Annotated in this window: 24 protein-coding genes; 13 read left to right on the plus strand and 11 right to left on the minus strand. The window is 66.3% G+C overall.

Translation table 11 applies throughout. The features are described 5' to 3' along the window. The coding region (locus BLR24_RS29090; RefSeq protein WP_217636349.1) for a Fe-Mn family superoxide dismutase at positions 1 to 134 on the plus strand (134 nt) is incomplete at its 5' end. 30 nt (positions 135 to 164) lie between these two features. On the opposite strand, the gene BLR24_RS29095 is transcribed toward BLR24_RS29090, so the two are convergent. Next, on the minus strand, positions 165 to 542 hold the full coding sequence (locus BLR24_RS29095; protein WP_093023965.1) for a VOC family protein: 378 nt from the start codon (positions 540 to 542) through the stop codon (positions 165 to 167). A gap of 199 nt (positions 543 to 741) precedes the next feature. On the opposite strand from BLR24_RS29095, the gene BLR24_RS29100 reads away from it, so the two are divergent. Next, the gene (locus BLR24_RS29100) at positions 742 to 1,731 is read left to right on the plus strand and encodes a Bug family tripartite tricarboxylate transporter substrate binding protein (protein ID WP_093023967.1); all 990 of its coding nucleotides are present in this window, start codon (positions 742 to 744) and stop codon (positions 1,729 to 1,731) included. A 63-nt stretch (positions 1,732 to 1,794) separates the two neighbouring features. Continuing rightward, a complete protein-coding gene (locus BLR24_RS29105) occupies positions 1,795 to 2,838 on the plus strand; it encodes an MBL fold metallo-hydrolase (protein WP_093023969.1) in 1,044 nt (347 codons plus the stop codon). Between the two features lie 135 nt (positions 2,839 to 2,973). On the opposite strand, the gene BLR24_RS29110 is transcribed toward BLR24_RS29105, so the two are convergent. From BLR24_RS29110 to BLR24_RS29125, 4 genes are all read right to left on the minus strand, one after another. Further along, positions 2,974 to 3,231 (minus strand): hypothetical protein, encoded by a 258-nt coding sequence (locus tag BLR24_RS29110; protein WP_055802363.1) that lies wholly within the window; start codon positions 3,229 to 3,231, stop codon positions 2,974 to 2,976. 29 nt (positions 3,232 to 3,260) lie between these two features. Continuing rightward, complete coding sequence (locus BLR24_RS29115; RefSeq protein ID WP_093023971.1) at positions 3,261 to 4,025, minus strand: SDR family NAD(P)-dependent oxidoreductase; 765 nt, start codon at positions 4,023 to 4,025, stop codon at positions 3,261 to 3,263. Between the two features lie 64 nt (positions 4,026 to 4,089). Continuing rightward, the gene (locus BLR24_RS29120) at positions 4,090 to 4,560 is read right to left on the minus strand and encodes a hypothetical protein (protein WP_093023972.1); all 471 of its coding nucleotides are present in this window, start codon (positions 4,558 to 4,560) and stop codon (positions 4,090 to 4,092) included. Next, the gene (locus tag BLR24_RS29125; protein WP_093023974.1) at positions 4,557 to 5,327 is read right to left on the minus strand and encodes a Crp/Fnr family transcriptional regulator; all 771 of its coding nucleotides are present in this window, start codon (positions 5,325 to 5,327) and stop codon (positions 4,557 to 4,559) included. The genes BLR24_RS29120 and BLR24_RS29125 overlap by 4 nt, the downstream gene beginning before the upstream one ends. A gap of 84 nt (positions 5,328 to 5,411) precedes the next feature. Here BLR24_RS29125 and BLR24_RS29130 point away from each other — a divergent pair, with 84 nt between their 5' ends. The 7 genes from BLR24_RS29130 (at position 5,412) to BLR24_RS29160 (ending at position 13,999) form a co-directional block, all read left to right on the plus strand. Next, positions 5,412 to 7,367: an AMP-dependent synthetase/ligase gene (locus BLR24_RS29130; protein WP_093023976.1), complete on the plus strand. Its 1,956-nt coding sequence runs from the start codon at positions 5,412 to 5,414 to the stop codon at positions 7,365 to 7,367. Positions 7,368 to 7,422: 55 nt separating this feature from the next. Beyond that, the gene (locus BLR24_RS29135; RefSeq protein WP_093023978.1) at positions 7,423 to 8,211 is read left to right on the plus strand and encodes an ABC transporter ATP-binding protein; all 789 of its coding nucleotides are present in this window, start codon (positions 7,423 to 7,425) and stop codon (positions 8,209 to 8,211) included. Beyond that, positions 8,211 to 9,140, plus strand: coding sequence for a branched-chain amino acid ABC transporter permease (locus BLR24_RS29140; RefSeq protein WP_055802350.1), 930 nt, complete (start codon positions 8,211 to 8,213; stop codon positions 9,138 to 9,140). Before BLR24_RS29135 ends, BLR24_RS29140 begins: the two co-directional genes overlap by 1 nt. A gap of 2 nt (positions 9,141 to 9,142) precedes the next feature. Then, positions 9,143 to 10,219, plus strand: coding sequence for a branched-chain amino acid ABC transporter permease (locus BLR24_RS29145; protein WP_093023980.1), 1,077 nt, complete (start codon positions 9,143 to 9,145; stop codon positions 10,217 to 10,219). Positions 10,220 to 10,299: 80 nt separating this feature from the next. Beyond that, positions 10,300 to 11,625: an ABC transporter substrate-binding protein gene (locus BLR24_RS29150; protein ID WP_093023982.1), complete on the plus strand. Its 1,326-nt coding sequence runs from the start codon at positions 10,300 to 10,302 to the stop codon at positions 11,623 to 11,625. 127 nt (positions 11,626 to 11,752) lie between these two features. Next, positions 11,753 to 12,565 (plus strand): ABC transporter ATP-binding protein, encoded by an 813-nt coding sequence (locus tag BLR24_RS29155; protein ID WP_093023984.1) that lies wholly within the window; start codon positions 11,753 to 11,755, stop codon positions 12,563 to 12,565. 186 nt (positions 12,566 to 12,751) lie between these two features. Then, positions 12,752 to 13,999, plus strand: coding sequence for a phenylacetate--CoA ligase family protein (locus tag BLR24_RS29160; protein ID WP_093024042.1), 1,248 nt, complete (start codon positions 12,752 to 12,754; stop codon positions 13,997 to 13,999). Here the strand turns inward: BLR24_RS29160 and BLR24_RS29165 are convergent. Continuing rightward, positions 13,990 to 15,009 (minus strand): hypothetical protein, encoded by a 1,020-nt coding sequence (locus BLR24_RS29165; protein WP_093023986.1) that lies wholly within the window; start codon positions 15,007 to 15,009, stop codon positions 13,990 to 13,992. The two genes, BLR24_RS29160 and BLR24_RS29165, sit on opposite strands and share 10 nt — an antisense overlap. A gap of 90 nt (positions 15,010 to 15,099) precedes the next feature. Continuing rightward, positions 15,100 to 16,218: a citrate synthase/methylcitrate synthase gene (locus BLR24_RS29170; RefSeq protein ID WP_093023988.1), complete on the minus strand. Its 1,119-nt coding sequence runs from the start codon at positions 16,216 to 16,218 to the stop codon at positions 15,100 to 15,102. Between the two features lie 81 nt (positions 16,219 to 16,299). Here BLR24_RS29170 and BLR24_RS29175 point away from each other — a divergent pair, with 81 nt between their 5' ends. Continuing rightward, entirely contained in the window at positions 16,300 to 17,523 is a 1,224-nt protein-coding gene (locus BLR24_RS29175) for a citrate synthase (RefSeq protein WP_093023990.1), read from the plus strand. Here the strand turns inward: BLR24_RS29175 and BLR24_RS29180 are convergent. Beyond that, on the minus strand, positions 17,468 to 18,037 hold the full coding sequence (locus BLR24_RS29180) for a type 1 glutamine amidotransferase domain-containing protein (RefSeq protein ID WP_093023992.1): 570 nt from the start codon (positions 18,035 to 18,037) through the stop codon (positions 17,468 to 17,470). The two genes, BLR24_RS29175 and BLR24_RS29180, sit on opposite strands and share 56 nt — an antisense overlap. A gap of 159 nt (positions 18,038 to 18,196) precedes the next feature. Continuing rightward, positions 18,197 to 19,387: a M48 family metalloprotease gene (locus tag BLR24_RS29185; protein WP_093023994.1), complete on the minus strand. Its 1,191-nt coding sequence runs from the start codon at positions 19,385 to 19,387 to the stop codon at positions 18,197 to 18,199. A gap of 203 nt (positions 19,388 to 19,590) precedes the next feature. Between BLR24_RS29185 and BLR24_RS29190 the strand changes: the two genes are divergently transcribed. Then, positions 19,591 to 20,565 (plus strand): tripartite tricarboxylate transporter substrate-binding protein, encoded by a 975-nt coding sequence (locus BLR24_RS29190; protein WP_093023996.1) that lies wholly within the window; start codon positions 19,591 to 19,593, stop codon positions 20,563 to 20,565. A gap of 77 nt (positions 20,566 to 20,642) precedes the next feature. On the opposite strand, the gene BLR24_RS29195 is transcribed toward BLR24_RS29190, so the two are convergent. Continuing rightward, positions 20,643 to 22,766: a hypothetical protein gene (locus tag BLR24_RS29195; RefSeq protein WP_093023998.1), complete on the minus strand. Its 2,124-nt coding sequence runs from the start codon at positions 22,764 to 22,766 to the stop codon at positions 20,643 to 20,645. A 181-nt stretch (positions 22,767 to 22,947) separates the two neighbouring features. Here BLR24_RS29195 and BLR24_RS29200 point away from each other — a divergent pair, with 181 nt between their 5' ends. Further along, positions 22,948 to 23,934: a helix-turn-helix domain-containing protein gene (locus tag BLR24_RS29200; RefSeq protein ID WP_093024044.1), complete on the plus strand. Its 987-nt coding sequence runs from the start codon at positions 22,948 to 22,950 to the stop codon at positions 23,932 to 23,934. Positions 23,935 to 23,958: 24 nt separating this feature from the next. Here BLR24_RS29200 and BLR24_RS29205 read toward each other — a convergent pair whose 3' ends face one another. Next, the gene (locus BLR24_RS29205; RefSeq protein WP_093024000.1) at positions 23,959 to 26,079 is read right to left on the minus strand and encodes a PQQ-dependent dehydrogenase, methanol/ethanol family; all 2,121 of its coding nucleotides are present in this window, start codon (positions 26,077 to 26,079) and stop codon (positions 23,959 to 23,961) included. Positions 26,080 to 26,194: the final 115 nt, after the last annotated feature.

The following is a 26,194-nucleotide window of genomic DNA, read 5'->3' on the forward strand; positions in this document are numbered from 1 at the left end:
ACACCCCGGTGCTGACGGTGGACGTCTGGGAGCACGCCTACTACATCGACTACCGCAACCTGCGCCCCAAGTTCGTGGAGACCTTCCTGGCCAAGCTGGTCAACTGGGACTTCGCGGCAAAGAACTTCGGTTGACGGCAGCCGAAGTTCCTGCCGGCGGCATCCTCACTCGTTGACGAGGTTCAGGATGTTGCCGTCCGGGTCCTTGAACCAGGCGACCTTCATCTTGTCCATGACGTGGATGTCGCCCGTGAGCGTTGTGTTCGGCATGTCGTAGTGCTCGAAGCTTACGCCCTTGGCCTTGAGCGCGGCCACGACCCGCTCCAGGTCGTCACCCACTGCCCAGGTCACGGCCGTGGCCTGGTTGGTGCCGGCGAATGACGACTGGTAGACATTGATACGGGTGTTACCGCTGCGGTAGGCGATCATGCCCTCGCAATCCGTGTCGGCCGGCGACAGGCCCAGCGTGTCCTCGTAGAAGCGGCGGGCCGCGCCAAGGTCTTTCACCGCGAGGTTGGCCACGGCATTGATGTTTCCGAGCATGGCGGTCTCCTGTGTGGATGGACTCCCATCTTCTGCGTCGCAGTGGCCATGTCAAGCCGCCGCTACCCGATAGGGCCCCCATCTCGAACGAAGAAAACCACGCAGCCGCGCCCTGCGGCACACTGCACCCTTGGTGCAGTGCCCGACGAGGCCTGAAGCCTGACCCACCGATTTGCTCCCCCGATACAGAGACAAACCCATGATCCGCAAACTCACCCGCTCGCTGGCCCTGGCGCTGGCGCTTCCCCTGGCCGTTTCCCTCACGTTCAGCACGGCCGCCCACGCGCAGGCCTACCCCGCCAAGCCCGTGCGCATGATCGTGCCGTTCCCGCCCGGCGGCGGCACCGACATCCTGGCGCGGCTGGTGGCGCAGAAGCTCACCGAGGCCAACCACTGGACCGTGGTGCCCGACAACCGCGCGGGCGCCGGCGGCACCATCGGCATTGCCGAGGCCGCGCGCGCCGCGCCCACGGGCTACGACATCGTGATGGGCCAGAAGGACAACATGGTCGTCGCGCCCTGGCTCTACAAGAACCTGAGCTACAACCCGGTGAAGGACCTCACGGCCGTGGCCCACGTGGCCTACACGCCGGTGGTGATCGTCACGCAGGCCAACTCGAAGTTCAAGACGCTGAACGACGTGGTGACCGCCGCGCGCGCCGCGCCCGACACCGTCACCTACGGCTCGCCGGGCAACGGCACCACCATTCACCTGGCCGGCGAGATCTTCAACGGCGCCGCCCAGATCAAGATGCGCCACGTGCCCTACAAGGGCTCCAATGCGGCCATGATGGATGTGCTCGCGGGCAACGTCGACCTGATGGTGTCGTCGGTGCCCTCCGCGCTGGCGCAGATCAAGGCGGGCAAGCTGCGTCCGCTGGCCGTGACCTCGGCCAAGCGCAGCACCTCGCTGCCCGACACGCCCACCGTGGCCGAGCTCGGCTACAAGGGCTTCGACGTGTCCACCTGGTACGGCATCTTCGTGCCGGCCAAGACGCCGAAGGACGTGATCGCCACGCTGAATACGGAAGTCAACAAGCTGCTGGCCACGCCCGAAATGAAGGCCGCCATCGTCGCCCAGGGCGCCGAGCCGCAGAGCATGACGCCGGAACAGTTCGAGACGCTGTTGAAGACCGACTACGAGAAGTGGAAGGGCATCGTGCAAGCCTCGGGCGCGACCATCGAATAAGTGCGCGGCTATCGCAAAATGGCGTCTCCACAACAAGCCGCATCGAAGGGCATGGAGACAGCAATGGCACAGCGCAAGAACGACGATTCGAAGAACGCCTTCCTGCTGAAGACAACCGCCCTGGCGGCAGTTGTCGTCGCGCTGGTGCAGGGCTGCGCGCAGACGACACCGCCGCAGCAGCAGGCGCCATCGGAGGCCACCGTTGCCGCGCATGTGGCGGCCGCCACGCGCGCTGCCGGCGCCGACCTTGCGCCGCTGCTGACGCTCTGCAAACCCGCGCCCGCCGCGCGACCAGCGCAGGCCGAACTGGACAAGGGCCTGGCCGCTTTCATCGCCAAGCCCGCACCGCCGCCGGGCCAGGCTTTCGACAACCTGTATTTCGTGGGCGCCGACTGGGTCAGCGCCTGGGCCATCAAGACCTCGGACGGCATCATCCTCATCGATGCGCTCAACACCCAGGCGGAGGCCGCGGCGCTCATCGAGGGCGGCATGCGCAAGCTGGGGCTCGATCCGGCGCAGATCAAATACGTGCTCGTGACGCACGGGCACGGCGACCACTACGGCGGCGCACCGTACCTCGCTGAGAAGTACCGTGCGCGCGTGGTGATGAGCGACATCGACTGGACCATGACAGAGACCCGGCTCGAATTCGCAACGCCGATCTGGGGCGCGCCGCCGAAGCGCGATGTTTCGGTGAAGGACGGCGACCGCATCACGCTCGGCGATACGACTGTGACGCTGTACGTCACTCCGGGCCACACCATGGGCACCATTTCGCCGGTGTTCGACGTGACGGCCGGCGGGCGGAAGCACCGCGCCATGCTGTGGGGCGGCACCGGCTTCAATTTCGGCAAGGACGTGCCGCGGCTGAACAGCTACATCGATTCGACGCGGCGCATGGGCACTGTGACGCAGGCTGAGCGCATCGACGTGATGCTGTCGAACCACTCGAACATCGATGATTCGCAGGCCAAGCTGGCTGCGTTGCGGCAGCAGCCCGCACCGGCGGCGAATCCCTTCGTGCTTGGGACCCCGACAGTGCAACGGGCACTGTCGGTAATGGGCGAATGCGCGCAGGCGCAGCGCGACCGGTTCGCGATGCAGTGATCCCGTCTTGCTCCTTCCCCCTCTGGGGGAAGGTTGGGATGGGGGCGGCTCCCGTGTTCGGCGCTGCGCAGAGGTAAAGGCCGTCGTGCCCCCACCCCTGCCCTCCCCCGTAAGGGGAGGGAGAAATGCATGGGGTCAGTCAGGCGTGAACTTCTTGTTGAAGATGTCCACGTCCGACGCCAGCTCGAAGGTCGCCACCTGCCCCATCTTCCCGTCGCTCAGGCGGCAGGCTGCAAACAGGCTGTAGCGGCCCTTGAAATAGAACTCCTCCATCACGATCAGCGCGTACGGATACGGCACGAAGACCTGGTGTTCGAAGATGACGCGGTGCACGTTCCTCGGCGAAGGAAAGAGCTTGTAGTCGCTGGTGTCGATCGACTTTGCGGTGGCCATGTCTTTGTGCTCGTATTCGTTTTTTGCGTTCAGGCGGGATCACGCACGTCGGCCACGGGGTTGCTGCCGAAATCCGAACGCGCCAGGCACTTGAGCACCTTGGCCGCTGCAGTGGCAGGGCTGTCGAGCATGCCATCGTTCTTCAGGCGTTCGAAACGGATGCGGTCCGGAAACTTCTCGGCCGATGCGCCGCGCAGCTGCACCTGCATGTCGGTGTCGATCACGCCGGGTGCGAGCGAGACGATGCGCGCGCCGTTCGGTGCGGCGGCTTCCTCGAGCGCCACGGCACGCGAGAAGTGGTCCATGCCGGCCTTGGCTGCGCAATAGGGCGCCTGGCTGCCCATGGCGTTGCGGCCGAGGCCCGACGAAATGTTCAGCACCTTGCGCGCGCCATGCCATTCGCGCGTGGCGCCAAGGAACGCGGCCGTCAGCAGCATCGGCGCCTCCAGGCCGATACGCAGCGCCTGCGACAGTTCGGCACCGACGGCACTCGCGAGTGGCGCGGGGTTGCCGACGGTGCCGGCGTTGTTGATCAGGGTCACGCTGTCGAAGCGCTGGCCGTCGAACGTCTTGAGCCAGGCCGAGACGCGGGCCGATGCGGCAACGGGGTCGGACAGGTCCTGCTCCCACTGGATGAGTTCGGCGCCGGCCCGTTGCGCCAGCTCGGCGAGCTGCGGGTCCTGCCGGCGTGAAATGCCGAGCACCATGTGACCGGCTTGCAGCAGCTGTTGGGCCATGGCATGGCCCAGGCCGCGCGAGGCACCGGTGATCAGGGTGAGGTGGGAAGCGGTCATCGGGAAAGTCTTTCTGAAACGAAACCAGGGGGAGTAAAGGGGTTCGGATGCACGCGCGGCGTGCTCAGCCGGTGCGGAACTGCTTGCGCAGGAAAGCCCGGTGGCGCGCAATGTGCTGCAGCTGTGCCGGCGCAATGGTGCCGCCGAGGTCGACTTCGTCCGCGCCGTTGAGAACCGCGTTGGCATGGGTCATCGCACGTGCCACCACCTCTTCCTCGCTCACGCCGAGCTGCGCCGCAAGGTCGAGCGCCACGCGCCGCATCGCGCGCTGCGAGAGCATCCACATCGCGCCGAAGCGGTCCCAGGCCAGTGCGGCCTCGTCGGCCTTCTCGCACTCGGCAAGAATCTCGACGAGCGGCTTGGCCAGCACGGCGTCGAGCGCGTCGATCTTCTCGGTAAGGGCCTCGTTGCGCGCGATGGCTTCCTCGAGAGTAGGCCCGGCATCGCCAGCCTTGGCCTTCGGTGCCTCGGGGGGCGGAATGAAAGCCGCTTCCGCATTCGCGGAAACGACCTGGAGCTGGTCGGACAGGGTCATGAGTTTTCCGTTTCCGGTGAAGGGTGCTTCTTGTTCGACATCGCGGTGGCGCGCAGGCCCGGCAGGTCGAGCACGCGCAGCCCACCGTACTCCACGCGGATCAACCCTTGCGCCGACAGGCCGTTGAGCGCCTCGTTCACGCGCTGGCGCGAGAGGCCGACCAGGTACGCCAGCTCCTGCTGCGTGATGCGCAGCACTTCGCCCACGCCGGGGTACAGCACCGGGTTGAACAGCGACACCAGGTTGCGAGCCACGCGCGCGTCGGGGTTGTTGAGCCGGTCGATCTCCAGCGCCGCGATGAACTGGCCGAGCCGCTCGTTGAGCTGGTTCATCACGAAGCGGTTGAAGCCGATGGAATGGTCCAGCAGCCAATGAAAGCTATCGATCGGCAGGCCTGCCACCACGCTGCGCCGCAGCGCCTGGATGTTGTAGCGGTAGGGCTCGCGCTTCATCACCGTGCCTTCGCCGAACCACCCGCCGGGCGGTATGCCGGCGTAGGTGACGGAGCCGCCGTCGGCGTTGTCGTTGCTCATCTTGAGCAGGCCCTCGACCACGCCGAACCAGTAGGTGGGCGAGCGGCCGACGCGGCAAACCAGGTCTCCGACCTCGGCCTCGCCCACCACCAGCGCGGCCTCGGCGCGGCGGCGCTCGGCCGGCGTGAGCGCGGGCAGCCACGGAATGCCGTCGAGTTCGGAGGCATTGGGAGGACGCGCGCGGTCCTTGATCGAAGCGCCGTGCACGCTGTGGTGTGAATCGCCGTGAAGCATCGGGAAACTCCGGGGAGTAGTGTCCCTAGGATTGTCGTTGGAACGACAACCCAACGTCAAAGTGAGGCCTACGATCCGGCCACTGTGCAAACCACCGCCCCCACCTTCCCCCGTCTGCTGCTCGCCCATGCCCAGGCCCAGCCTGAGGCGCCCGCCATCCGCGAGAAGGACCTCGGCATCTGGCAAACCTGGAACTGGAGCGCCGTGGCGCAGGAGGTGCGCGAGATCGCGTGCGGCCTTGCGAGCATGGGCTTCAAGGCCAACGACAACCTCGCCATCGTGGGCGCCAATCGCCCGCACCTGTACATGGCCGTGATCGCGGCGCAGAGCCTGCGCGGCGTGCCTGTGCCGCTCTACCAGGATGCGGTGGCTGGCGAGATGGTCTTCATGCTGCAGGACGCCAGCATCGAGTTCGTGATCGTCGAAGACCAGGAGCAGGTCGACAAGCTGCTCGAGTGCCGCGAGCTCCAGGCGGGCAAGACGCCGAGCATTCGCCACATCATCTACGACGACCCCAAAGGCCTGCGCCATTACGACCAGCCCGGGCTCATGAGCTACGAGCAATTGCGCGAACTGGGCCGCGAATTCGACAAGACCCACGTCGGCTACTACGACCGCGCGGTGGCGAGCGGCGAAGCCACCGACGTCGGCGTCATCCTCTACACGTCGGGCACCACGGGCCGCCCCAAGGGCGTGTGCCAGACGCATGCGAGCTTCATCGCGGCGGGTCGCGGCGGCGTGGAGACCGACAAGCTCGGCCCGGGCGACAACATCATGAGCTACCTGCCGATGGCGTGGGTGGGCGACCATCTGTTCTCGGTGGCGCAATGGCTGGTGGGCGGCTTCACGCTCAACTGCCCCGAGTCGTCCGAGACGGTGATGAACGACATGCGCGAGATCGGCCCGAGCTATTACTTCGGCCCGCCGCGCACTTTCGAAGGCCTGCTCACTGCGGTGTCGATCCGCATGGAAGACGCGGCCGCGCCCAAGCGCTGGCTGTATGCCAAGTTCATGGCGCTGGCACAGCGCGTGGGCGCCGACATCCTCAATGGCGCGCCCGTGAGCACGGGCGACCGGCTGATGTATGGCCTGGGCAACCTGCTCATCTACGGGCCCCTGCGCAACGTGCTGGGCATGAGCCGCATCCGCGTGGCCTACACGGCGGGCGCAGCCATCGGGCCCGACCTGTTCCGCTTCTACCGCTCCATCGGCGTGAACCTGAAGCAGTTCTACGGCCAGACCGAAACCTGCGCGTACGTCTGCCTGCAGCAGGACGGCAAGGTCAAGCTGCAGACCGTCGGCACCGCGGCGCCGGGTATCGAACTCAAGATTGCGGACGACGGCGAGGTGCTGGTGCGCGGCGTGTCGGTGCTCAAGGAATACTACAAGCGCCCCGACGCCACGGCCGAGGTGCTCGACGCCGACGGCTACTTTCACACCGGCGATGCGGGCGTGCTCGACAGCGAAGGCCACCTGCGCATCATCGACCGTGCCAAGGACGTGGGCCGGCTCGCGAGCGGCGCGATCTTTGCGCCCAACTACATCGAGAACAAGCTCAAGTTCTTTCCGCAGATCAAGGAAGCCGTGTGCTTCGGCAATGCGTGCGACGAGGTCTGCGCGGCCATCAACATCGACTTCGAGGCGGTGGGCAACTGGGCCGAACGGCGCGGGCTCGCTTACGGCGGCTATGTCGACCTGGCCGGCAAGGCCGAGGTGCTGGCGCTGATCGGCGAATGCATTGCCAAGGTGAACGCCGACCTCGCGAGCGAAGACGGCATGGGCGACACGCAGATCGCGCGCTTCCTGGTGCTGCACAAGGAGCTCGACCCCGACGACGACGAACTCACCCGCACGCGCAAAGTGCGGCGCGGCTTCATCGCCGAGAAATACGCGGTGCTGGTCAGTGCGCTCTACGGCGGCAAGACCGAGCAGTACATCGAGACCCAGGTCAAGTTCGAGGATGGACGCACCGGCGTGGTGAATGCCACGCTGAAGATCGTCGAGGCCAGGACTTTCCCCATCGTGAAGGCGGCGGCATGAGCCGCCGGGCCGCCCCCAAGGCGAATACCGCAGCGCGCAGCGCGGAGGTCATTGAATGAGCGGCAACAGAAAAGTCGGCGACGTCATCCTCGACGTGCAGAACATCTCCCTGAGCTTCGGCGGCGTGAAGGCGCTGACGGACATCAGCTTCAACGTGCGCGAGCACGAGGTGCGGGCCATCATCGGGCCCAACGGCGCGGGCAAGAGCTCGATGCTGAACTGCATCAACGGCGTGTACTGGCCGCAGCAGGGCTCCATCACTTTCCGCGGCCAGACCTTCAAGCACATGAACTCGCGCCAGGTGGCCGAGATGGGCGTGGCACGCACCTTCCAGAACCTGGCGCTCTTCAAGGGCATGAGCGTGCTCGACAACATCATGACCGGGCGCAACCTCAAGATGAAAAGCGGGCTGTTCGCGCAAGCCCTGCGCTGGGGCCCGGCGGAACGCGAGGAGCTGCGGCACCGCGAATTCGTGGAGCACATCATCGACTTTCTCGAGATCCAGGCGCACCGCAAGACCCCGGTGGGCCGCCTGCCCTATGGCCTGCAAAAGCGCGTCGACCTGGGCCGCGCGCTCGCGATGGAGCCGCAGGTGCTGCTCCTGGACGAACCCATGGCCGGCATGAACGTGGAAGAGAAGCAGGACATGAGCCGCTTCATCCTCGACGTGAACGACGAGTTCGGCGCCACCATCGTTCTCATCGAGCACGACATGGGCGTGGTGATGGACATCTCCGACCGCGTGGTGGTGCTCGACTACGGCAAGAAGATCGGCGACGGCACACCGGATGAAGTGCGCAGCAACGAGAACGTGATCCGTGCTTACCTTGGGGTCGAACACTGATGGCCTTCTTTCTCGAAACCCTCTTCGGCGGCCTCATGGTGGGCATGCTGTATTCGCTGGTGGCGCTCGGCTTCGTGCTGATCTTCAAGGCCTCGGGCGTGTTCAATTTCGCGCAGGGTGCGATGGTGCTGTTCGCAGCACTGGCCATGGCGCGCTTCGCCGAATGGATCCCGATGTGGACCGGCATCGAGAGCCGCTGGTTCGCCAATGGCGCGGCCTTTGTGGTGGCGGGGCTCGTGATGTTCGCGGTGGCGTGGCTGATCGAGCGGCTGGTGCTGCGCCACCTGGTCAACCAGGAAGGTGCAACGCTGCTGATGGCAACGCTCGGCATCGCGTACTTCCTGGACGGCGCGGGCCAGACCCTGTTCGGCAGCAACATCTACAAGATCGACATCGGCATGCCGAAGGACCCGATCTTCCTTCTCGGCTCGGTGTTCGAGGGCGGCATCCTCATCAACAAGGAAGACCTGTACGCCGCCGCGATCGCAGCCGCGCTGGTGGCGCTGCTCTCGCTGTTCTTCCAGAAGACCGGCACCGGCCGCGCGCTGCGTGCGGTGGCCGACGACCACCAGGCCGCGCAGTCGATCGGCATTCCGCTCACGCGCATCTGGGTCATCGTGTGGTGCGTGGCCGGCGTGGTGGCGCTCGTGGCCGGAATGATCTGGGGCAGCAAGCTGGGCGTGCAGTTCTCGCTCACCACCGTAGCGCTGCGCGCGCTGCCGGTGGTGATCCTCGGGGGCCTTACCTCGGTGCCGGGCGCCATCATCGGCGGACTGATCATCGGCGTCGGCGAGAAGCTGTCGGAGGTGTACCTGGGCCCGTACGTGGGCGGCGGCATCGAGATCTGGTTCGCCTATGTGCTGGCGCTGGTGTTCCTGCTGTTCCGGCCGCAGGGCCTGTTTGGCGAAAAAATCATTGATCGGGTCTGAACATGTTCTATAGAGAAAATGGGCAGTTCAAGTCCAGCTACCGCGCCGACCAGCAGGTCTTCCCGATCCTTCAGGACCGCGTGGCCATCGGCCTGGTACTGATCTTCGCATTCGCGGTCGTGCCCTTCCTCGCCAGCGACTATCTGATGCGGGCGATCCTGATCCCTTTCGTGATCATCTCTCTGGCGGCGCTCGGCGTGAACGTACTGGTGGGCTACTGCGGGCAGATCTCGCTGGGCTCGGGCGCCTTCATGGCGGTGGGTGCCTATGGGGCCTACAACTTCTTCGTGCGCTTCCCGGGGCTGCCGCTGATTCCCGCGCTGATCCTGGGCGGCCTGTGCGCAACGCTGTTCGGCATCTTGTTCGGACTGCCCAGCCTGCGGGTCAAGGGCCTCTACCTCGCGGTGGCGACGCTGGCGGCGCAGTTCTTCAGCGACTGGATGTTCCTGCGCATCAAGTGGTTCACGCTCGACACGCCCTCGGGCTCGGTGTCGGTGTCGAACCTGCAGGTCTTCGGCTTGCCGATCGAGAGCGCCGCGAGCAAGTACCTGCTCTGCCTGGCGATGCTGGTGGTGATTGCCGTCCTGACCAAGAACCTGGTGCGCGGGGCGATCGGCCGCGAGTGGATGGCCATCCGCGACATGGACGTGGCGGCCGCGGTGATCGGCATCCGTCCGATGTACGCCAAGCTCAGCGCCTTCGCGGTCAGCTCGTTCATCATCGGCGTGGCCGGCGCGCTCTGGGCCTTCGTCTACCTGGGTGCCTGGGAGCCGGCGGCGTTCTCGGTCGACCAGTCGTTCCGGCTGCTCTTCATGGTGATCATCGGCGGGCTCGGCTCGATCACGGGGGCCTTCTTCGGTGCGGCTTTCATCACTGTGCTGCCGATCGTCCTGAACCAGGCGCTGCCGGTGATCGCAGGCTGGTTCGGCGCGCAGATCTCCACCGTCGGCATCGCGCATGCGGAGCTGATGCTCTTCGGCGGCCTGATCGTGTGGTTCCTGATCGTCGAGCCGCACGGCCTGGCCAAGCTCTGGTCGACCGGCAAGCAGAAGCTGCGGCTATGGCCCTTCCCTCATTGATCGCCACCGCGCACCGACATGTTTTTTTTCGAAGCGCCATTTTTTTCCAGCGTGACATCCCATTCAACCAGGAGACAACCATGAAACTGAAATCACTCGCACTTGCCGTGGCTATCGTGTCCGCGCTCGCGGGCGCGGCCCCTGCGTTCGCGCAGGCCAAGGAGCAGTTCATCCCCGTGCTGTCGTACCGCACCGGCGCCTACGCGCCCAACGGAACGCCCTGGGCCAATGGCTATGTCGACTACCTCAAGCTGGTGAATGCGCGCGGCGGCATCAATGGCGTGAAGCTCTCCTTCGAGGAATGCGAAACCGGCTACGACACGGCGCGCAGCGTGGAGTGCTACGAGCGCCTGAAGGGCAAGAACGGCGGCGCCTCCCTGGTGCAGCCGCTGTCCACCGGCGCGACCTTTGCCATCACCGAGAAGGCGCCCGTCGACAAGATTCCCGTGGTGACCGTGGGCTATGGCCGCAGCGAAAGCGCCGACGGCACGGTGTTCAAGTGGAACTTCCCGATCGCCGGCACCTACTGGGTGGCCGCCGACGCGATCATCCAGGCCATCGCCCTGAAGGAAGGCGGGCTCGACAAGCTCAAGGGCAAGAAAATCGCCCTGATCTATCACGACAGCCCGTACGGCAAGGAGCCGATCCCTCTGCTGCAGGAGCGCGCAAAGATGCATGGCTTCGACCTGCAGCTGCTGCCGGTGACGGCGCCCGGCGTCGAGCAGAAGGCCACCTGGCTGCAGGTGCGCCAGGCCCGGCCCGACTACGTGCTGCTGTGGGGCTGGGGCGTGATGAATTCGACCGCACTCAAGGAAGCACAGGCCACCGGCTTTGCCCGCGAAAAGATGTACGGCGTGTGGTGGGCCGGCGCAGAACCCGACGTGAAAGACGTGGGCGACGGCGCCAAGGGCTACAACGCCGTGACCATGCAGCACGGTGCCGAGCCGCAATCGAAGCTCGCGAAGGACGTGGTGGCGATGCTGCACGACAAGAACCAGGGCACGGGCCCCAAGGAAGAAGTGGGACAGGTGCTCTACATGCGCGGCGCCATGAGCGCGATGCTCGGCGTGGAAGGCATCCGCGCCGCGCAGGAACGCTTTGGCAAAGGCAAGGTCATGACGGGCGAGCAGGTGCGCTGGGGGCTGGAGAACCTGAGCCTCACGCAGGCCAAGCTCGACGGACTCGGCTTTGCCGGCGTGATGCGCCCGATCAGCACTTCGTGCACCGACCACATGGGTGCGGCCTGGGCGCGCATCCACACCTGGGACGGCAAGGCCTGGAAGTTCACGTCCGACTGGCTGCAGGCCGATGAGCAAATCATCAAGCCGCTCGTGAGGTCGACCGCAGCCAAATACGCGGCCGAGAAGAAGCTCACGGCGCGTACCCCAGCAGACTGCCAAAGCTGACGCTTTGGCCGCCCGCCGGGGCGCGCCGTGCCGCCGTCCGTGGGGCACCCTCCCCAACCCCTCCCGCCAGGCGGGAGGGGCGGCGGCCCGCAGGGGCCGCGGCTTCGCCGGTCTTTTTGGAAACATCATGAGTAGCAGCAACATCGTTCTCAACGTCAACGGCATCGAGGTCATCTACAACCACGTGATCCTCGTGCTCAAGGGCGTGTCGCTCACGGTGCCCGAAGGCGGCATCGTGGCGCTGCTCGGCGGCAACGGCGCGGGCAAGACGACCACGCTGCGGGCCGTGAGCAACCTGCTCGCGGGCGAACGCGGCGCGGTGACCAAGGGCACCATCGAACTGCGCGGCGACCGCATCGAGGCGCTCTCGCCCGCCGAATTGGTGAGGCGTGGCTTGATCCAAGTTATGGAGGGCCGGCATTGCTTCGCGCACCTGACCATCGAGGAGAACCTGATGACCGGCGCCTACACGCGCACCGACGGCAAGGTCGCGGTGCAGGAGACGCTGGAGAAGGTGTACGCGTACTTTCCGCGGCTCAAGACCCGGCGCACTTCACAGGCTGCCTACACCTCGGGCGGCGAGCAGCAGATGTGCGCCATCGGCCGTGCGCTGATGGCGAACCCGACGATGGTGCTGCTCGACGAACCCTCGATGGGCCTGGCCCCGCAGATCGTCGAGGAGGTGTTCGAGATCGTGAAAGACCTCAACACCAAGGAACGCGTGACCTTTCTGCTCGCCGAGCAGAACACCAACATGGCGCTGCGTTATGCCGACTACGGCTACATCCTGGAGAACGGCCGCATCGTGATGGACGGCGAGGCCAAGAGCCTGCGCGAGAACGAGGACGTGAAGGAGTTCTACCTTGGCGTGGGCGGTGCGGACCGAAAGAGCTTTCGCGACGTGAAGAGCTACAAGCGGCGCAAGAGGTGGCTGGCGTAATGTTCCACCCCCGTTCCTCGCTCACTTCGTGTAGCTCGATTCCCCCCTCGAGGGGGCGCACCCGGCGGCCCGGCAAAGCCGGTTCCGCGGGTGCTCGCGAACGGGCTTCGCTGCGCTCGCCAATATGCCGATGCACGGCCACGAGCGTTTCGCCCATGCCACCCGATGAAGAAGGGCATTGAATCCATGACCGACCACTACGACGCCCTCGAAATCCGTGACCCCGCCGAACGCGAACGCGACCTGCTGGCCGCGCTGCCAAAGCAGATCGCGCAGGCCCAGACCGCCGCACCCGCATTTGCCAAGATCCTCGACGGCGTGAAGCCGGCGGACATCACCACGCGCGAAGCACTCGCCAGGCTGCCCGTCACACGCAAGACCGAACTGCTCGAGCTGCAGAAACAACGCCGCGCCGACGACCCGTTCGGCGGCTTTTCCGCCATCGGCCGCGGCACCCGCATGCCGCGCTTGTTCGCAAGCCCCGGCACCATCTACGAGCCTGAAGGCGAGGCGCGCGACTACTGGCGCACGGCCCGCGCGCTGCATGCGGCCGGCTTTCGCAACGGCGAGCTGATTCACAACAGCTTCAGCTATCACATGACACCGGCCGGCTCCATCATGGAAAGCGGCGCGCGTGCGATCGGCTGCACCGTGTTTGCGGGCGGCACCGGCCAGACCGAGCAGCAGCTCGAGGCCATGGCCGACCTGAAGCCCGAAGGCTATGCCGGCACGCCGAGCTTCCTGAAGATCCTGCTGGAGAAGGCCGAAGAAAAAGGCCTGAAGCTGCCTTCGCTCACCAAGGCCCTCGTGTCCGGCGAGGCCTTTCCGCCCAGCCTGCACGACTGGATTGCCGCGCACGGCGTGAAGGGCACGCAGTGCTACGCCACCGCCGATCTCGGCCTCATCGCCTACGAAACCAGCGCGCGTGAAGGCCTGGTGATCGACGAAGGCGTGCTGGTCGAAATAGTGCGCCCCGGCACCGGAGACCCCGTACCCGACGGCGAAGTGGGCGAGATCGTGGTGACCACCTTCAACCCCGACTATCCGCTGGTGCGCTTCGGCACCGGCGATCTTTCGGCCGTGCTCGCGGGCACCTGCCCCACCGGGCGCACCAACAAGCGCATCAAAGGATGGCTCGGCCGCGCCGACCAGACCACCAAGGTGCGCGGCATGTTCGTGCACCCTTCGCAGGTGGCGGAAATTGCGCGGCGCTTTCCGGAGATCCAGCGCGCGCGTCTCGTGGTCTCGGGCGAGATGGGCGACGACCAGATGACCTTCAGGCTCGAATGCGACGGCGCACCGGCCGGGCTCGATGCGCGCATTGCCGATGCGGTGCGCGAAGTGACCAAGCTGCGCGGCACCATCGAACTGGTGGCGCCGGGCACGTTGCCGAACGACGGCAAGGTGATCGAGGATGCGCGCAGCTACAAGTAGCGGCGGTAAAAGCGGCGCGTGATCGCGCACACCAGCACCACAAGCAGCACCAGGTAGACCGCCGCCATGGCGATGGCGAGCATCACGAGGCTGCCGCTGCTGCTGCGTCCCGAAAAGCTCACGCTCGCAATCCACAGCAGCCCGCCGACAGCGAAGGCGATGCAGACTGCCTGCAACAAGGCAAAAGCCGAGACCGCCGCCGCCACGGCCCTGAAGGGACGCGCTTGCACGGGCGCCGGCGCGGCACCGAGCCACGCGCCCCAGAATGCCAGTGCATAGACCAGCAGTGGCACCCCGAACCAGCCCAGAAGCAGCGGCACCATGTCGAAGTCCCTCGACATGTCGAACCAGCCGCTCGCGATGTTGCCGATCCACATCTGCAGTGAAACGAAGATTGCGGCGACGACGAGTGCAGCCGCGCGGCGGTTCGATGCCGCAACCGGGTCGGGCATCTCGGACGATGCATCCGTCGACGCAATGCCGCGCTCGCGCAGTGCGAAGCGTGCGGCAAGCCACACGCTCCCAACGATGACGAGCATCTGGATGGCCGACTGGACCAGCACCGAGGTGGCCATGATCGAGCGCAGGCCGTACATACCGACGTGTTCATGCAGCGGACCACCCGGCATGAAGAGCACCTGCGCCCGGTAGAACAGCGGCGTCAGCGCAAGCGCGTTGACGACCATCGCAGTGAGATAGACGGCGGCAAAGCGGCTGCCCGCGCCGCGAAGCTGCGAGATGCGGGCGGCGCCGCGCTCGTCGAGCACCTTGCGCGCATGGCACCACGCCAGGGTGGCAGCCAGCAGCCACACCGTGAGCACGCGGGGCAGCAGCGGAACCCACACGGCCGGTTGCGCGTAGACGCTGCGCATCTGCTCGCTGTGCGGTGAGGAGGGCAGCAGCAGCACCGTCATGTTCACGATGAACAGCGCCGCGGAAATCGCCACCGTAATCCACGCGAAATTTTTGGGCAGGCGCTGCGCGCACTCGAATGATGGGGATGCCGCCATGGGGAAGGAATACGCGTGGTGCGAAGAGATGTGAAAGCGGCGAGCGTGCTGGATCGCGGCGGTGGCCCGAAGACCGGCCCTGACGCTTGCTCAGTGCGCCAGCGCCGCTCCAGCCTCTTCGGGTGCAGGCCCCACGTACACCGATTGCGGGCGGATCAGCCGCCCCTTCTTCACCTGCTCGCGCGCATGCGCCACCCAACCGCCGACGCGGCCGGCCGCGAACACGCAGGTGAAGCTTTCGCGGCCGAAGCCCAGCGCCTCGAGCAGCAGCGCGGTGTAGAACTCGACGTTGGTCTCGAGCGCGCGGCCCGGCTTTTTCTCGCGCAAGATCGCGAGCGCGGCCTGCTCCGCCGCTTCCGCCAACTCGATGCGCGCCGCATTGACGCCGCCTTCCGCGCCCAGCCGCCGCAGCGCACCCTTGAGCGCATCGGCCCGCGGATCGCGCACGCGGTAGATGCGATGGCCGAATCCCATCAGCCGCTCACCGTTGGCGACGGCGTTCTCCAGCCACGCCCGGGCATTGGCCCCGGTCCCGATGGCATCGAGCGCATCGAGCACCGGGCCCGGCGCGCCGCCATGCAGCGGGCCCTTGAGCGCGCTGATGCCGGCCAGCACGGCCGACGCCAGTCCCGCGCCGGTTGACGCGACCACGCGCGCGGCAAAGGTCGACGCGTTGAGACCGTGGTCGCAGACAGTGACAAGGTAGGTGTCCAGCGCGGCAACCTGCGCTTCGGCGGGCGCGCGGCTATGCAGCATGCGCAGCATATCGGCTGCCTGCGGCAGCGTTTCGTCGGGCGCAAGCGCCTGCACGCCCAGGCGCCAGCGCATGACCGCAGCGGTGTAGACCGCGGGCGCGGCCACCAGCCGCAGTGCGGTGGCCAGGTCGTCGCCATCGGGCAGGCGCGCAAGCAGGGCGCGTACCGCTTCGATGGGCGGCAACATGCGCAACACGGCATCGTCGTTCGGCTGCAGGCGCTCGAAGGCTTCGCGCCGTGCGCGTGCCAGCGCGACACGCAGGCCCGCCGCATCGGGCAGCGAGTCGAAGAAGCCCTGGAACAGCAGCGCCACCGCGTCTTCGTAGCGCCAGTGCCGAGCCATGTCGTCGAGCGAATGGCCACGAATCACCAGCCGGCCGGCGGCGCCGTCCACCTCGGACAGCACCGTGCGCGCGGCCACCACGCCTTCGAGGCCGTCTTCATCGTCGTTCATTGCCTGGTACTCCTGTGTTTGCATGACGATTCGATTCTGGCGAGGCTAATATTGACGTCAATCTTGATTTATTCCATCAATATGGCAACGAAGACACCGCTCTGGCTGCCCGCAGCAGAAGCCCTCGAACTGATGCAGGTCCGACCGCAGACGCTCTATGCGAGCGTGAGTCGCGGACGCGTTCGCGCCAAGCCGGATACGTCGGACCCTCGGCGCAGCCTCTATCACCGCGACGACGTGCAACGCATCGCGGCGCGCACGCGCGGCCGGCGCAGCAGCGAGGCGGTCGCCAGCGAAGCCATTCGATGGGGCGAACCTGTGCTGCCGTCTGCCGTGTCCACGGTGTCCGAGGGGCGTCTCTGGTACCGCGGGCAGGATGCTTGCCTGCTTGCGGAACATGCCACGCTCGAAGACGTGGCGGGGCTGCTGTGGGAAAGCGCACCGCCGCGCTTCGCCGCGGCCCGCGCTCCCGAACCGTTGCATGGCGAAGGGGCGACACCGCTGCAGGCCGGCCTGCTCGCACTCGCAGCACGCGCCGGGACCGACCCGCCCTCGCGCGGCCGCGCCGCCGCGGTGCTGAAGTCCGAGGCGGCGGAAGTGATCGGCACGCTGGCCGACGCATTGCTCGGTCCATCGGCTTCGCGCACTGCACCGCTGCACATGCGCATTGCCGCGGCATGGCGCCGCCCGCGCGCAGCCGATATGTTGCGCCGCGCCCTGGTGCTGCTGGCCGACCACGAACTCAACGCCTCGACCTTCGCCGCGCGCGTCACGGCATCGACAGGCGCCTCGCTCGCGGCGTGCCTGCTCACCGGCCTGTCCACGCTCACGGGTCCATTGCATGGCGGTGCCGCGGCGTCGGTTCAGGCGCTGGTTCGCAGTGCCACGGCCATGGGCAGCGAAGCCGCGGTGCGCGAGTGGCTCGCGCACGACCGGCCGCTTGCGGCTTTCGGCCATCCACTCTATCCGCAAGGAGACGCGCGCTGCACCGCCCTGCTCGCCGGCATCGAGCTGCCGCCCGCGCTCGCGGCACTGCGCGCCACCGGAGAAACGCTGGTGGGGGAAGCGGCGAACGTCGATTTCGCGCTGGCCGTGCTGGCTGCCGTGCACAAGCTGCCGGCCGATGCGCCGTTGACGCTGTTTGCGCTGGCGCGCACGGTCGGCTGGACGGCCCACGTGCTCGAGCAGCAGGCCTCGGGGCAACTGATACGACCGCGTGCGCGCTACACAGGACCGGACGTCGCAACCCTCAGTGAATCGCCGCTTCGTGCGCGAGCTCGAACAGCTTCGTCATCTCGCGATTGAATGCGGGCAGGTCGTCGGGCCGGCGGCTCGTTACCAGACCGCGGTCGACCACCACGTCCTGGTCGGTCCACTTCGCGCCGGCGTTCATCAGGTCGATGCGCAGCGAAGGCCACGACGTCAGCTTTCGGCCCTTGACGCCATCGGCGTTGATGAGCGTCCACGGACCATGGCAGATGGCGGCAATGGGCTTGCCCGATTCGACGAATTCGCGCACGAAGGCCACGGCCTTCTGGTTGATGCGCAGTGCGTCGGGGTTGACCACGCCGCCGGGCAGCAGCAGCGCATCGAAGTCATCGGCATTGGCGTTCTTGAGCGGCACGTCGACCTCGAAGGTGTCGGCCGGTTCGAGGTGCTTCCAGCCGCGCACGCTGCCGTCGAGCGGCGAGACGACCTGCGTCTCTGCGCCCGCACTTTCGAGCGCTTTGCGTGGCTCGGTCATCTCGGCCTGTTCGAAGCCGTCCGACACGAGGATGGCAACCTTCATTCCGTCCAGCGAGGATGAGGTGATGGGCATGGGTGAAGTTCTCCTTGTTGGATGCCTGGTGATGGCAACAAAGACTTCACCCTAGAACCCACCCCCGTGGAGGGCATCGGCACGCGTCGGGTCCGCCTGTCGGACAGTTCAACGGCCGGCAAACTTCTCTTACGACTGTATATGTCGTTCGGTTTGCCGCTATTTGCGGCAGGCGATCGGCAGTGCCTTATCAGCCAGGTCGTCACCGGCCACGCAGTTCCACGCAATGCCGTCGTCGGTGGCCGAGGGCTCCATGAGCAGCTTGCCTGCCGCCTTTGGAAGCGCGACTTCGACCACCATGGTGTCCGAATCCAGCGTCAACTCCGCGCCGCCGGGCAGGCTTTCGGGTGCGCCGGCGATCGAGAGCGAGTCGGGAATCTCTTCCTTCTGCTTGTAGTAGTTGCCGAGCGCTTCGCGCACCGGCGCGGCCTCCGACCAAGCCTGGGAAACGACCGCGCGGGTCTGGTATTCCTTGTAGGCCGGGATGGCCACCGCGGCCAGCACGCCGATGATGGCGACCACCATCACCAACGCCAGCGCACCGCCGCCGGCACGGCCGGTGTAGGGCACGAAGATCGCGAGCACGTAAGCCACGGGATTGCGGCTCGGCAGCTTCGCGTCGGCGTCGATGGTGCGCGCCACGCGCTTGGTGAGCCAGGGGTAGCCGGCGATCACTTCATGGAACGAGCCCCAGAACCCGCCGTTGCCCACCGACTGGTCGGCGTAGCGCTGCAGGTCGACGTTGCGCCATTGCTGCGCACCGGCGGCCAGCGCCACGAGTGCGCGGGGCGCGGAGTCGGGCTGCTCGCAGCAGGCGGCGCCATGCAGGTCGCAGGTGTATTCCTTCGCGCGGGAATAGGCGGCGCCGAGCAGTGGCAGCCAGAGCACCGGAGCGCGCCAGATATGGCCCGTGAGGTGGCCGCGGCGGATGTGGCCGAGCTCGTGACCGATGTAGAAGTTGATGCCGTCGGGCTGGGCTTCCATCGCATCGACCACGTCGGACAGCAGAACGACGAAGTTGCGGCCGAAGAAGCGGGTGGCAAAGGCATTGAACATGCCGTCGCCATGCAGCAGGTAGGCCTCGGGCGGGTGCTCGATGCCGAGATAGCCGCAGCAGGCCTGGAAGCGCGCGTGCAGTTCGGGCAGCTGGGTGGGCGAAAGCTTCACGGCCGTGCCCTTGATCCAGGCAATGACGGCCGACTGCGCAAACACATAGGCGATGAAGCCGAACAGCACGTAGATGAGCGCAATGCCCAGGGTGCCGAGCACCAGCAGCGCCCAGACCAGGAGGCCGAGCACGAGCGTGATGGTGCCGAGCGAGCGCTCGCGCGGATAGACCCATGGATCCATTTGGAAATTCCTCCTCGATGCGGCCCGTGGGCCTGCGGTGTTTATGGTTTTTTTTCGCGCCTCCCCAGGCGCGACTTGCGAGCGCGCATCATGCCCCAGGAAAGTGCGGTTTCTGGCGCGTCCCTAGGGCTATTCGCTATGGGTCAGGTCATGGTCAGCCTTTATGATCGCGGCCGTTTTCATTTCAATCGTCGGGAGACATCATGAAGAAATTGCTTGCATTTACGGCGATTGCCGCTGCCGCCGCGGGCGCCTATGCCCAGGATTTCCCCGCAGGCAAGACCGTCACGCTGGTAGTGCCTTTCGCAGCCGGCGGCCCGACCGACCGCGTGGCGCGCGACCTGGCCGAAGCCATGCAAAAGACCCTCGGCACGACGATCGTGGTGGACAACACCGCGGGCGCCGGCAGCTCCATCGGCACCGCCAAGGTCGCCCGCGCCGCTCCGGACGGCTACACGATCCTGGTGAACCACATCGGCATGTCCACGATGCCGGCGCTCTACCGCAAGCTGCCGTTCAACGTGGAGAACGACTTCGAATACCTCGGCATGGTCAATGAAGTGCCGATGACGCTCATCGGCAGGCCCACCCTGCCCGCCAACAACTACAAGGAACTGACGGCGTGGATCACGGCCAACAAGGGCAAGATCAACCTTGGCAATGCCGGCCTGGGCGCCGCGTCGCACCTGTGCGGCCTGCTGTTCCAGAGCGCGCTCAAAGTCGAGATGACGCCGGTTCCCTACAAGGGCACCGCACCGGCCATCGCCGACCTGCTCGGCGGCCAGATCGACCTGCTGTGCGACCAGACCACCAACACCACCTCGCAGATCGAGGCCAAGAAGGTCAAGGCCTATGCCGTGACCACGAGCAAGCGCCTGACCACGCCGGCCCTGAAAGACCTGCCAACGCTGGCCGAATCGGGCCTGAAGGACTTCGAGGTCTCGATCTGGCACGGCGTGTATGCCCCCAAGGGCACGCCGGCACCGGTGCTGAAGAAGCTCAACGAAGCCGTCAAGGCCGCGCTGAAGGACCCGGGCTTCATCAAGCGCGAAGAAGCGCTGGGCGCCGTGATCGTCGCCGACAAGCGCACGGAGCCGGCCGAGCACAAGAAGTTCGTCTCGGCTGAAATCGCCAAGTGGGGCCCGATCATCAAGGCTGCCGGCGTGTACGCCGACTGATCTTTTCGGTCACAAGAAAAAAAGCCGCCGGGCCCTCAGGTCCGGCGGCTTTTTTCATGGCGGTGACAGCAGGAAACTCAGGGAAGCGTGACGGTCCAGACTTCGAAGTTCTTTCGTACGTCGACTTGACGCGCGGTGCGTGCCGTAAAGCTGAAGGTGCTCAGCGACGCGCCCTGGGCGTATTGCCAGCTGTTGTTGTCGGCCGGCACGCAGTGCGCGTCGCTGCCGCCCACGGGCTGGCAATAGACCATCGCCTTGCGGGCCGTGCTGCGCACGGTCACGGTTTCGCTGAAGCGGGCACCACTGGGGCCGGGCGCCCTGCCGAAGACGCCGAACGAGGTGGGCGCGAGCGCGCCGTTCGGAACCACCCAGCCGTCGAGGTCGCCATCGGCGCTGAAATCGACGTTGTTGGGCTCCGACGGGGTCGGCGCCCCGAAGACGATGCCGCGCGCGGTGTTCTGGCTTTCCGCGAGCAGTTCGGCACGCAGGGCAGGTGCGAGCTCCACCAGGGGAGTCTGCACTGCTTCCGCAACGGTGGGCACACGGGAGAAGGTGCGCACGTATTGCACGACATTCGGCGTTGTGCCGTCCGCGCGGAAGAACTCCAGTTTCCACACGGTCTGGTCGGCGATCTTGCCAAGCTGCTCGTCGGTGTACGGCGGCGTGGCAAAGAGGTTGGCATTCTCGAAATCGCTCGGGCTGCCGGTCTGGGCTGGATCCAGGTAGCGCGCGGACATGCGCCACAGGGCCGAGTTCAACGCCGAGCCCGCAGTACCGTCCGGCGTGAGGACCAGCGTACTCAGGCCGGTCTTGGGCACCAGGACCAATTCCTTGCCCGGCAGCGATGCCGTGGTCGCCACCACCTTCGAAAGGATCGGGTCGCCGTTGCCGTCGCGCACGTTGTCGATCGAAATGGCGTAGCCGACGGAATGGAAGACCAGGTTCTGGTGCTTCAGGTAGTCCTTCTTCTCGAGCTGCGGCCGCACGGCCGCACGGTAGGTGTTGCTGTTTCCGGTGAGCTTCAGCGCGCCGTCCACGATCTTCGCGTTGATGAAGTCGTTGTCGGTGTTGCCGATGACGTCGGTCCAGCGAAACGTCAGCGCAATGTCCCCGTTGGCATGGAAGTATTCGAAGTTGCCACGATCGTGCTTCAGGTTGGTGGGACCGAAGCGGAACAGGCTTTCGAACGAGCGGCGCGCACCGCTGCTCACGCGGCCAACGGGCGCGCCGGCCGACACGAAGTTGGCCGGGTCGTCGCCCACGAACAGCGTGCGGCACGCCGGCGCCACCACGTTGGCGGCGCTGCCGTAGGCATTGCCGTCCGACTCGATGGGGCTGTCGATGCGCTGTGCGAGCGGCAGCGCATAGCAGGCGTTGATGCGGTCGAGCAGGGCCTGCACCATGGCCGGCGTGGGCGGCGACACGAGGGATGCCGTATCGACAGGGGGCAGCGTTGCAATGACGGCATCGCCGCTGCGAAAGACGATCGACACCGGCGGGCTGTCTTCCCCGGCAGGCAGCGCCTTCACGGTGATCTCGATATTGGCGGCCGTGCCGTCCGGCCGGACCGACACGTTGATGGCGTCCAGCAGGCGGTCCTGCCCCGTGCCGTTGGCCGTGAACTCGCCGCTCATCGGGTCGATGCTCAGGTTGAGCGCGGAGAGGAGCGGCTGCAGCGCGGCGACCAGCTTCGCCACCTGGTCGCCGATCGATCCGGCGGTGACGGCGCCGGCATCGGCCTGGATCGCGGCGGCCAGCTGCGAGGGATCGCCGTTGGGCGAAAGCTGCGCCACGATGATGGTGGTGAGCGGCGTCACGTTCGTGGTGCCGGTGGCGGTGCTCGCGGTGGTGCTGTACAGGGTCAGGTCGTCCCGCACGGCCTGGATGACCAGCGGCGCCCTGGTGCCGGCCGGCAGCGAGCAGCTGTAGGTGCCTTCGGCCGTGGTGGTCACTTCGCAGACCTTGGCACCGGTCTGATCGAACACCGTGAGCGCCGCGCCAGCAAAGGCCGCGCCGGTGGCGACCGTGCCGCTCAGCGTCGTGGCGGCCGCGGGTTGGTCGCCGCCGCCGCCGCCGCTCGACGCCGGAGGAATGAAGCCGAACCCGCCTCCGCTCCCGCCTCCGCCACCTCCGCACGCTGAGAGGAGCGCCAAGGTGACAGCGGACAAGACATGGGGGAGTTTGCGGGTGAGATGTGGCATGGATGAGCTCTTCTAAAAGGGGTTGGACACCTCTGGCAACCGGAGGCCCCGCAAACAATAGCTTTCACTTCTCCAAAAAAAATGATGCAAATGCACCATTCTTGAAATCCGTCGGCGTGCCGAAGAACGAATCACCGGAATATGGGATGCGCGCTGCGAAGGCGCGATGAAAGACTCAGCGATGACCCGACCGGCCGCACTGCACGACTTCAGCGAGCTGCTGCTGCAGCTCTATCGGCTCTCTCACGAGCTGCCTATCAGCGCCTTCCAGGATGCCGCGCTCGACCTCATCAAGCCGGTGCTGTCCTTCGACGCGTCGATGTGGGGCACGGCCACCACAGCCGACGAGGGAATCGAGGTGCACACGCTGCACCTGCACCGCAAAACGCCCGAGATGATGATGGAGTACGACTCCTTCAAGCACCTCGACTCCGCGGCCGCGAGCTTCTTCGGCAAGGGACACGCCACAAGAGGCTTCAACTCGGCGAGCTGGTGGAGCGGGCCCAAGTACGCGCCGTTTCTGGACTACGTGCAGCGCTATGACCAGAACAACATCTTCATCACGATGGACAGCGACCCGCGGTCCAACTTCATGCACTGGTTCTCGCTGTTCCGCGCCGACCCGGACGCGCATTGCAAGCCCGAGGAAGTGAGCCTCCTGGCCAGCCTGTCGCCGCACCTCATGCAGGCGCTGGCGCTCAACCGCGTGATGCACCTGGACCGGACGCTCTCGCCGGCCTCCGGCGTGCAGCCCCGCGGCTCAGCCATCGCCGACCTGAAAGGCGCGATCTATCACTGCGACGTGACCTTCGTCGCGCTGATGCAGGAAGAGTTCGCGGGCTGGCCGCGCCAAGCGTTGCCGCAGTCGCTGCTGGAACATTTCATGACGGTGCAGTCCGCCTACCTGGGTAGGCATGTCGCAGTGTCGTACCGGCTCGAACAGCGCCTGCTGTTCTTGAGCGTGCGCAAGCGCTGCCGTGCCGACAACCTCACGCCGCGCGAACACACCATTGCCGAGCTGCTCGCCAGAGGCGACACTCACAAGGACATCGCGGCCATCCTGAGCCGCTCGCCCGCCACGGTGCGCAACCACATCCAGTCGATCTACGACAAGCTGCAGGTGAGCAACGTGGCGGGCCTCATCCACGAACTGCGGCTCGCGGGCTGACCGGGCCGCTCTGAGCTGCCTTCCTTACTTGGGCCGGATCGCGTCCGCCGTGCCCTGGATGAAGGCCTTGATGCTCTCGATTTCTTCGGTCGAGAGCTTGCCCGTGAAGTCGGGCATGCCGCGCCCCACGGCAGGGCCGTTGAGAACGAACTTGTCCAGGTTCTGGATGTAGGCGGCGTCCATGTAGCCGAGGTTCGGAATGTTGCCGCCGCGGTCCACGCCCGGCACGCCGTGGCAGAACACGCAGTTGCTCACATAGAGCATGGTGCCGGCCTGCACCTTGGCGGGGTCGTACTTCACGCCCTCGACCAGCTTGCTCATGCGGTACTGCACGAACTCGGGCATCTTGGCCGTGCCGCCGACCGCGAAGGTGTAGACGGTGCCCGGGCCTTGCCGCTCGGTGGCGCGCTGCGCGAGGCCGTACACGCCGCCCCAGCCCACCGCGACGGACACGTATTGCTTGCCGTCGACCACGTAGGTCGACGGGGCCGCGACCACACCGGTACCGGTGGGGGTCTCCCAGAGCTTCTCGCCGGTCTTGGCGTTGTAGGCCAGCAGGCGACCATCGGCCGTGCCCTGGAACACGAGGTTGCCTGCCGTGGTGAGCGTGCCGCCGTTCCAGGGCGAGGCGTAGTCCACGCCCCAGGCTTCCTTCTGCGCCACCGGGTCCCACGCGATGAGACGGCCGAAGGGCTTGCTCTTGGGCGGCTCGGCATTGGCGAACATGGCGGTGTTCCAGCCCATTCCTCCGTGCGGGCGGCCGGGCACGTTCTGGTCGAACTTCCAGTCCTTGTCGTCCATCAGGTTGATCGGCACGTTCTGCGCGGGCAGGTAGGCGAGGCCCGTCTGCGGGTTGAACGACATCGGGTGCCAGTTGTGCGCGCCGAAGGGGCCCGGGATGCTGTCGCCAGGCTTTTCATTCTGACGCGCGGCGGCGATCTCGATCGGCCGGCCATTGGTGTCGTAGCCCGTGGCCCAGTTCACCTCGACGAAATTCTTGGCCGAGATGAACTTGCCGTTGGTGCGGTCGATGACGAAGAAGAATCCGTTCTTCGGTGCATGCAGCAGCACCTTGCGCGACTTGCCGGCCAGCTTGACGTTGGCCAGGATCATCGACTGGGTGGAGGTGTAGTCCCAGTTGTCGCCGGGGGTCTCCTGGTAGTGCCACACGTACTTGCCGGTGTCGGGGTTCAGGGCCACCACCGAGCCCAGGTAGAGGTTGTCGCCGCCGCTCGGGCTTCGCTTGCTGCGTGCCCAGGGCGAGCCGTTGCCGGTGCCCACGTACATCAGGTTGAGCTCGGGGTCGAAGGCGAAACTGTCCCAGGCGGTACCGCCGCCGCCCGCTTCCCAGTACTTGCCGCTCGGGTCCCAGGTCTTGGCGGCGCGCGCCATCGATTCGTCCTCGAAAGGCTTGCTCGGGTCGCCCGGCACCACGAACCAGCGCCACTTCTGGTCGCCGGTTTTCGCGTCGTAGGCGGTGACGTAGCCACGCACGCCGTATTCGGCGCCGCCGTTGCCGATGATGACCTTGCCCTTGAAGACGCGCGGCGCGCCGGTGATGGTGTAGGAGCCCTTCTGCCCCTCGATGGTGTTCTTTTCCCAGACCTTCTGGCCCGTGGCCGCATCGAGCGCGATGAGCCGGCCGTCATAGGCGGCCACGTAGACCCGGCCCTCGTGCAGCGCAACGCCGCGGTTCACCACGTCGCAGCAGCCCCTGAAGCCCTTGGACTTGTCGACCTGCGGATCGAAGGTCCAGAGCTTCTGCCCCGTGCGCGTGTCGATCGCATGCACCACGCTCCATGAGGCGGTGACGTACATCACGCCGTCGACCACCAGCGGCGTGGCTTCCACGCCGCGCGTCGACTCGAGGTTGTACGACCAGACCAGGCCCAGCTGCTTGACGTTGCCGGCGTTCACCTGGTCGAGCTTGCTGAAGCGCGACTCGGCGTAATCGAGGCCGTAGCTCGGCCAGTCGGGCGTCTTCTTCTGTGCCGCGTTGTCGCGAATGAAGTTGCTGTTCACCCGTTGGATGGCCGCGGCGGCGCGATCCTGCGGGGTTCCGGCCGCCTGGGCCGAAGCCGTCGATGCGCCCAGGCACAGCCATGCAACGGCGAGCGGAAGCAGCCCGGCGTGGATCTTTTTCATCGTGAGTCTCCTTTATGCCGCAAGGATCGTTCGTGTGGCCCTTGCCAGCACCCCCGGGATTTCCCCAGTCCGGCGCTGTTCCATTGCAGAACACATTCGCAGGGGTCAGCGATTT

This window comes from Variovorax sp. OV700 (genome assembly GCF_900099805.1).
Classification (GTDB): domain Bacteria; phylum Pseudomonadota; class Gammaproteobacteria; order Burkholderiales; family Burkholderiaceae_C; genus Variovorax.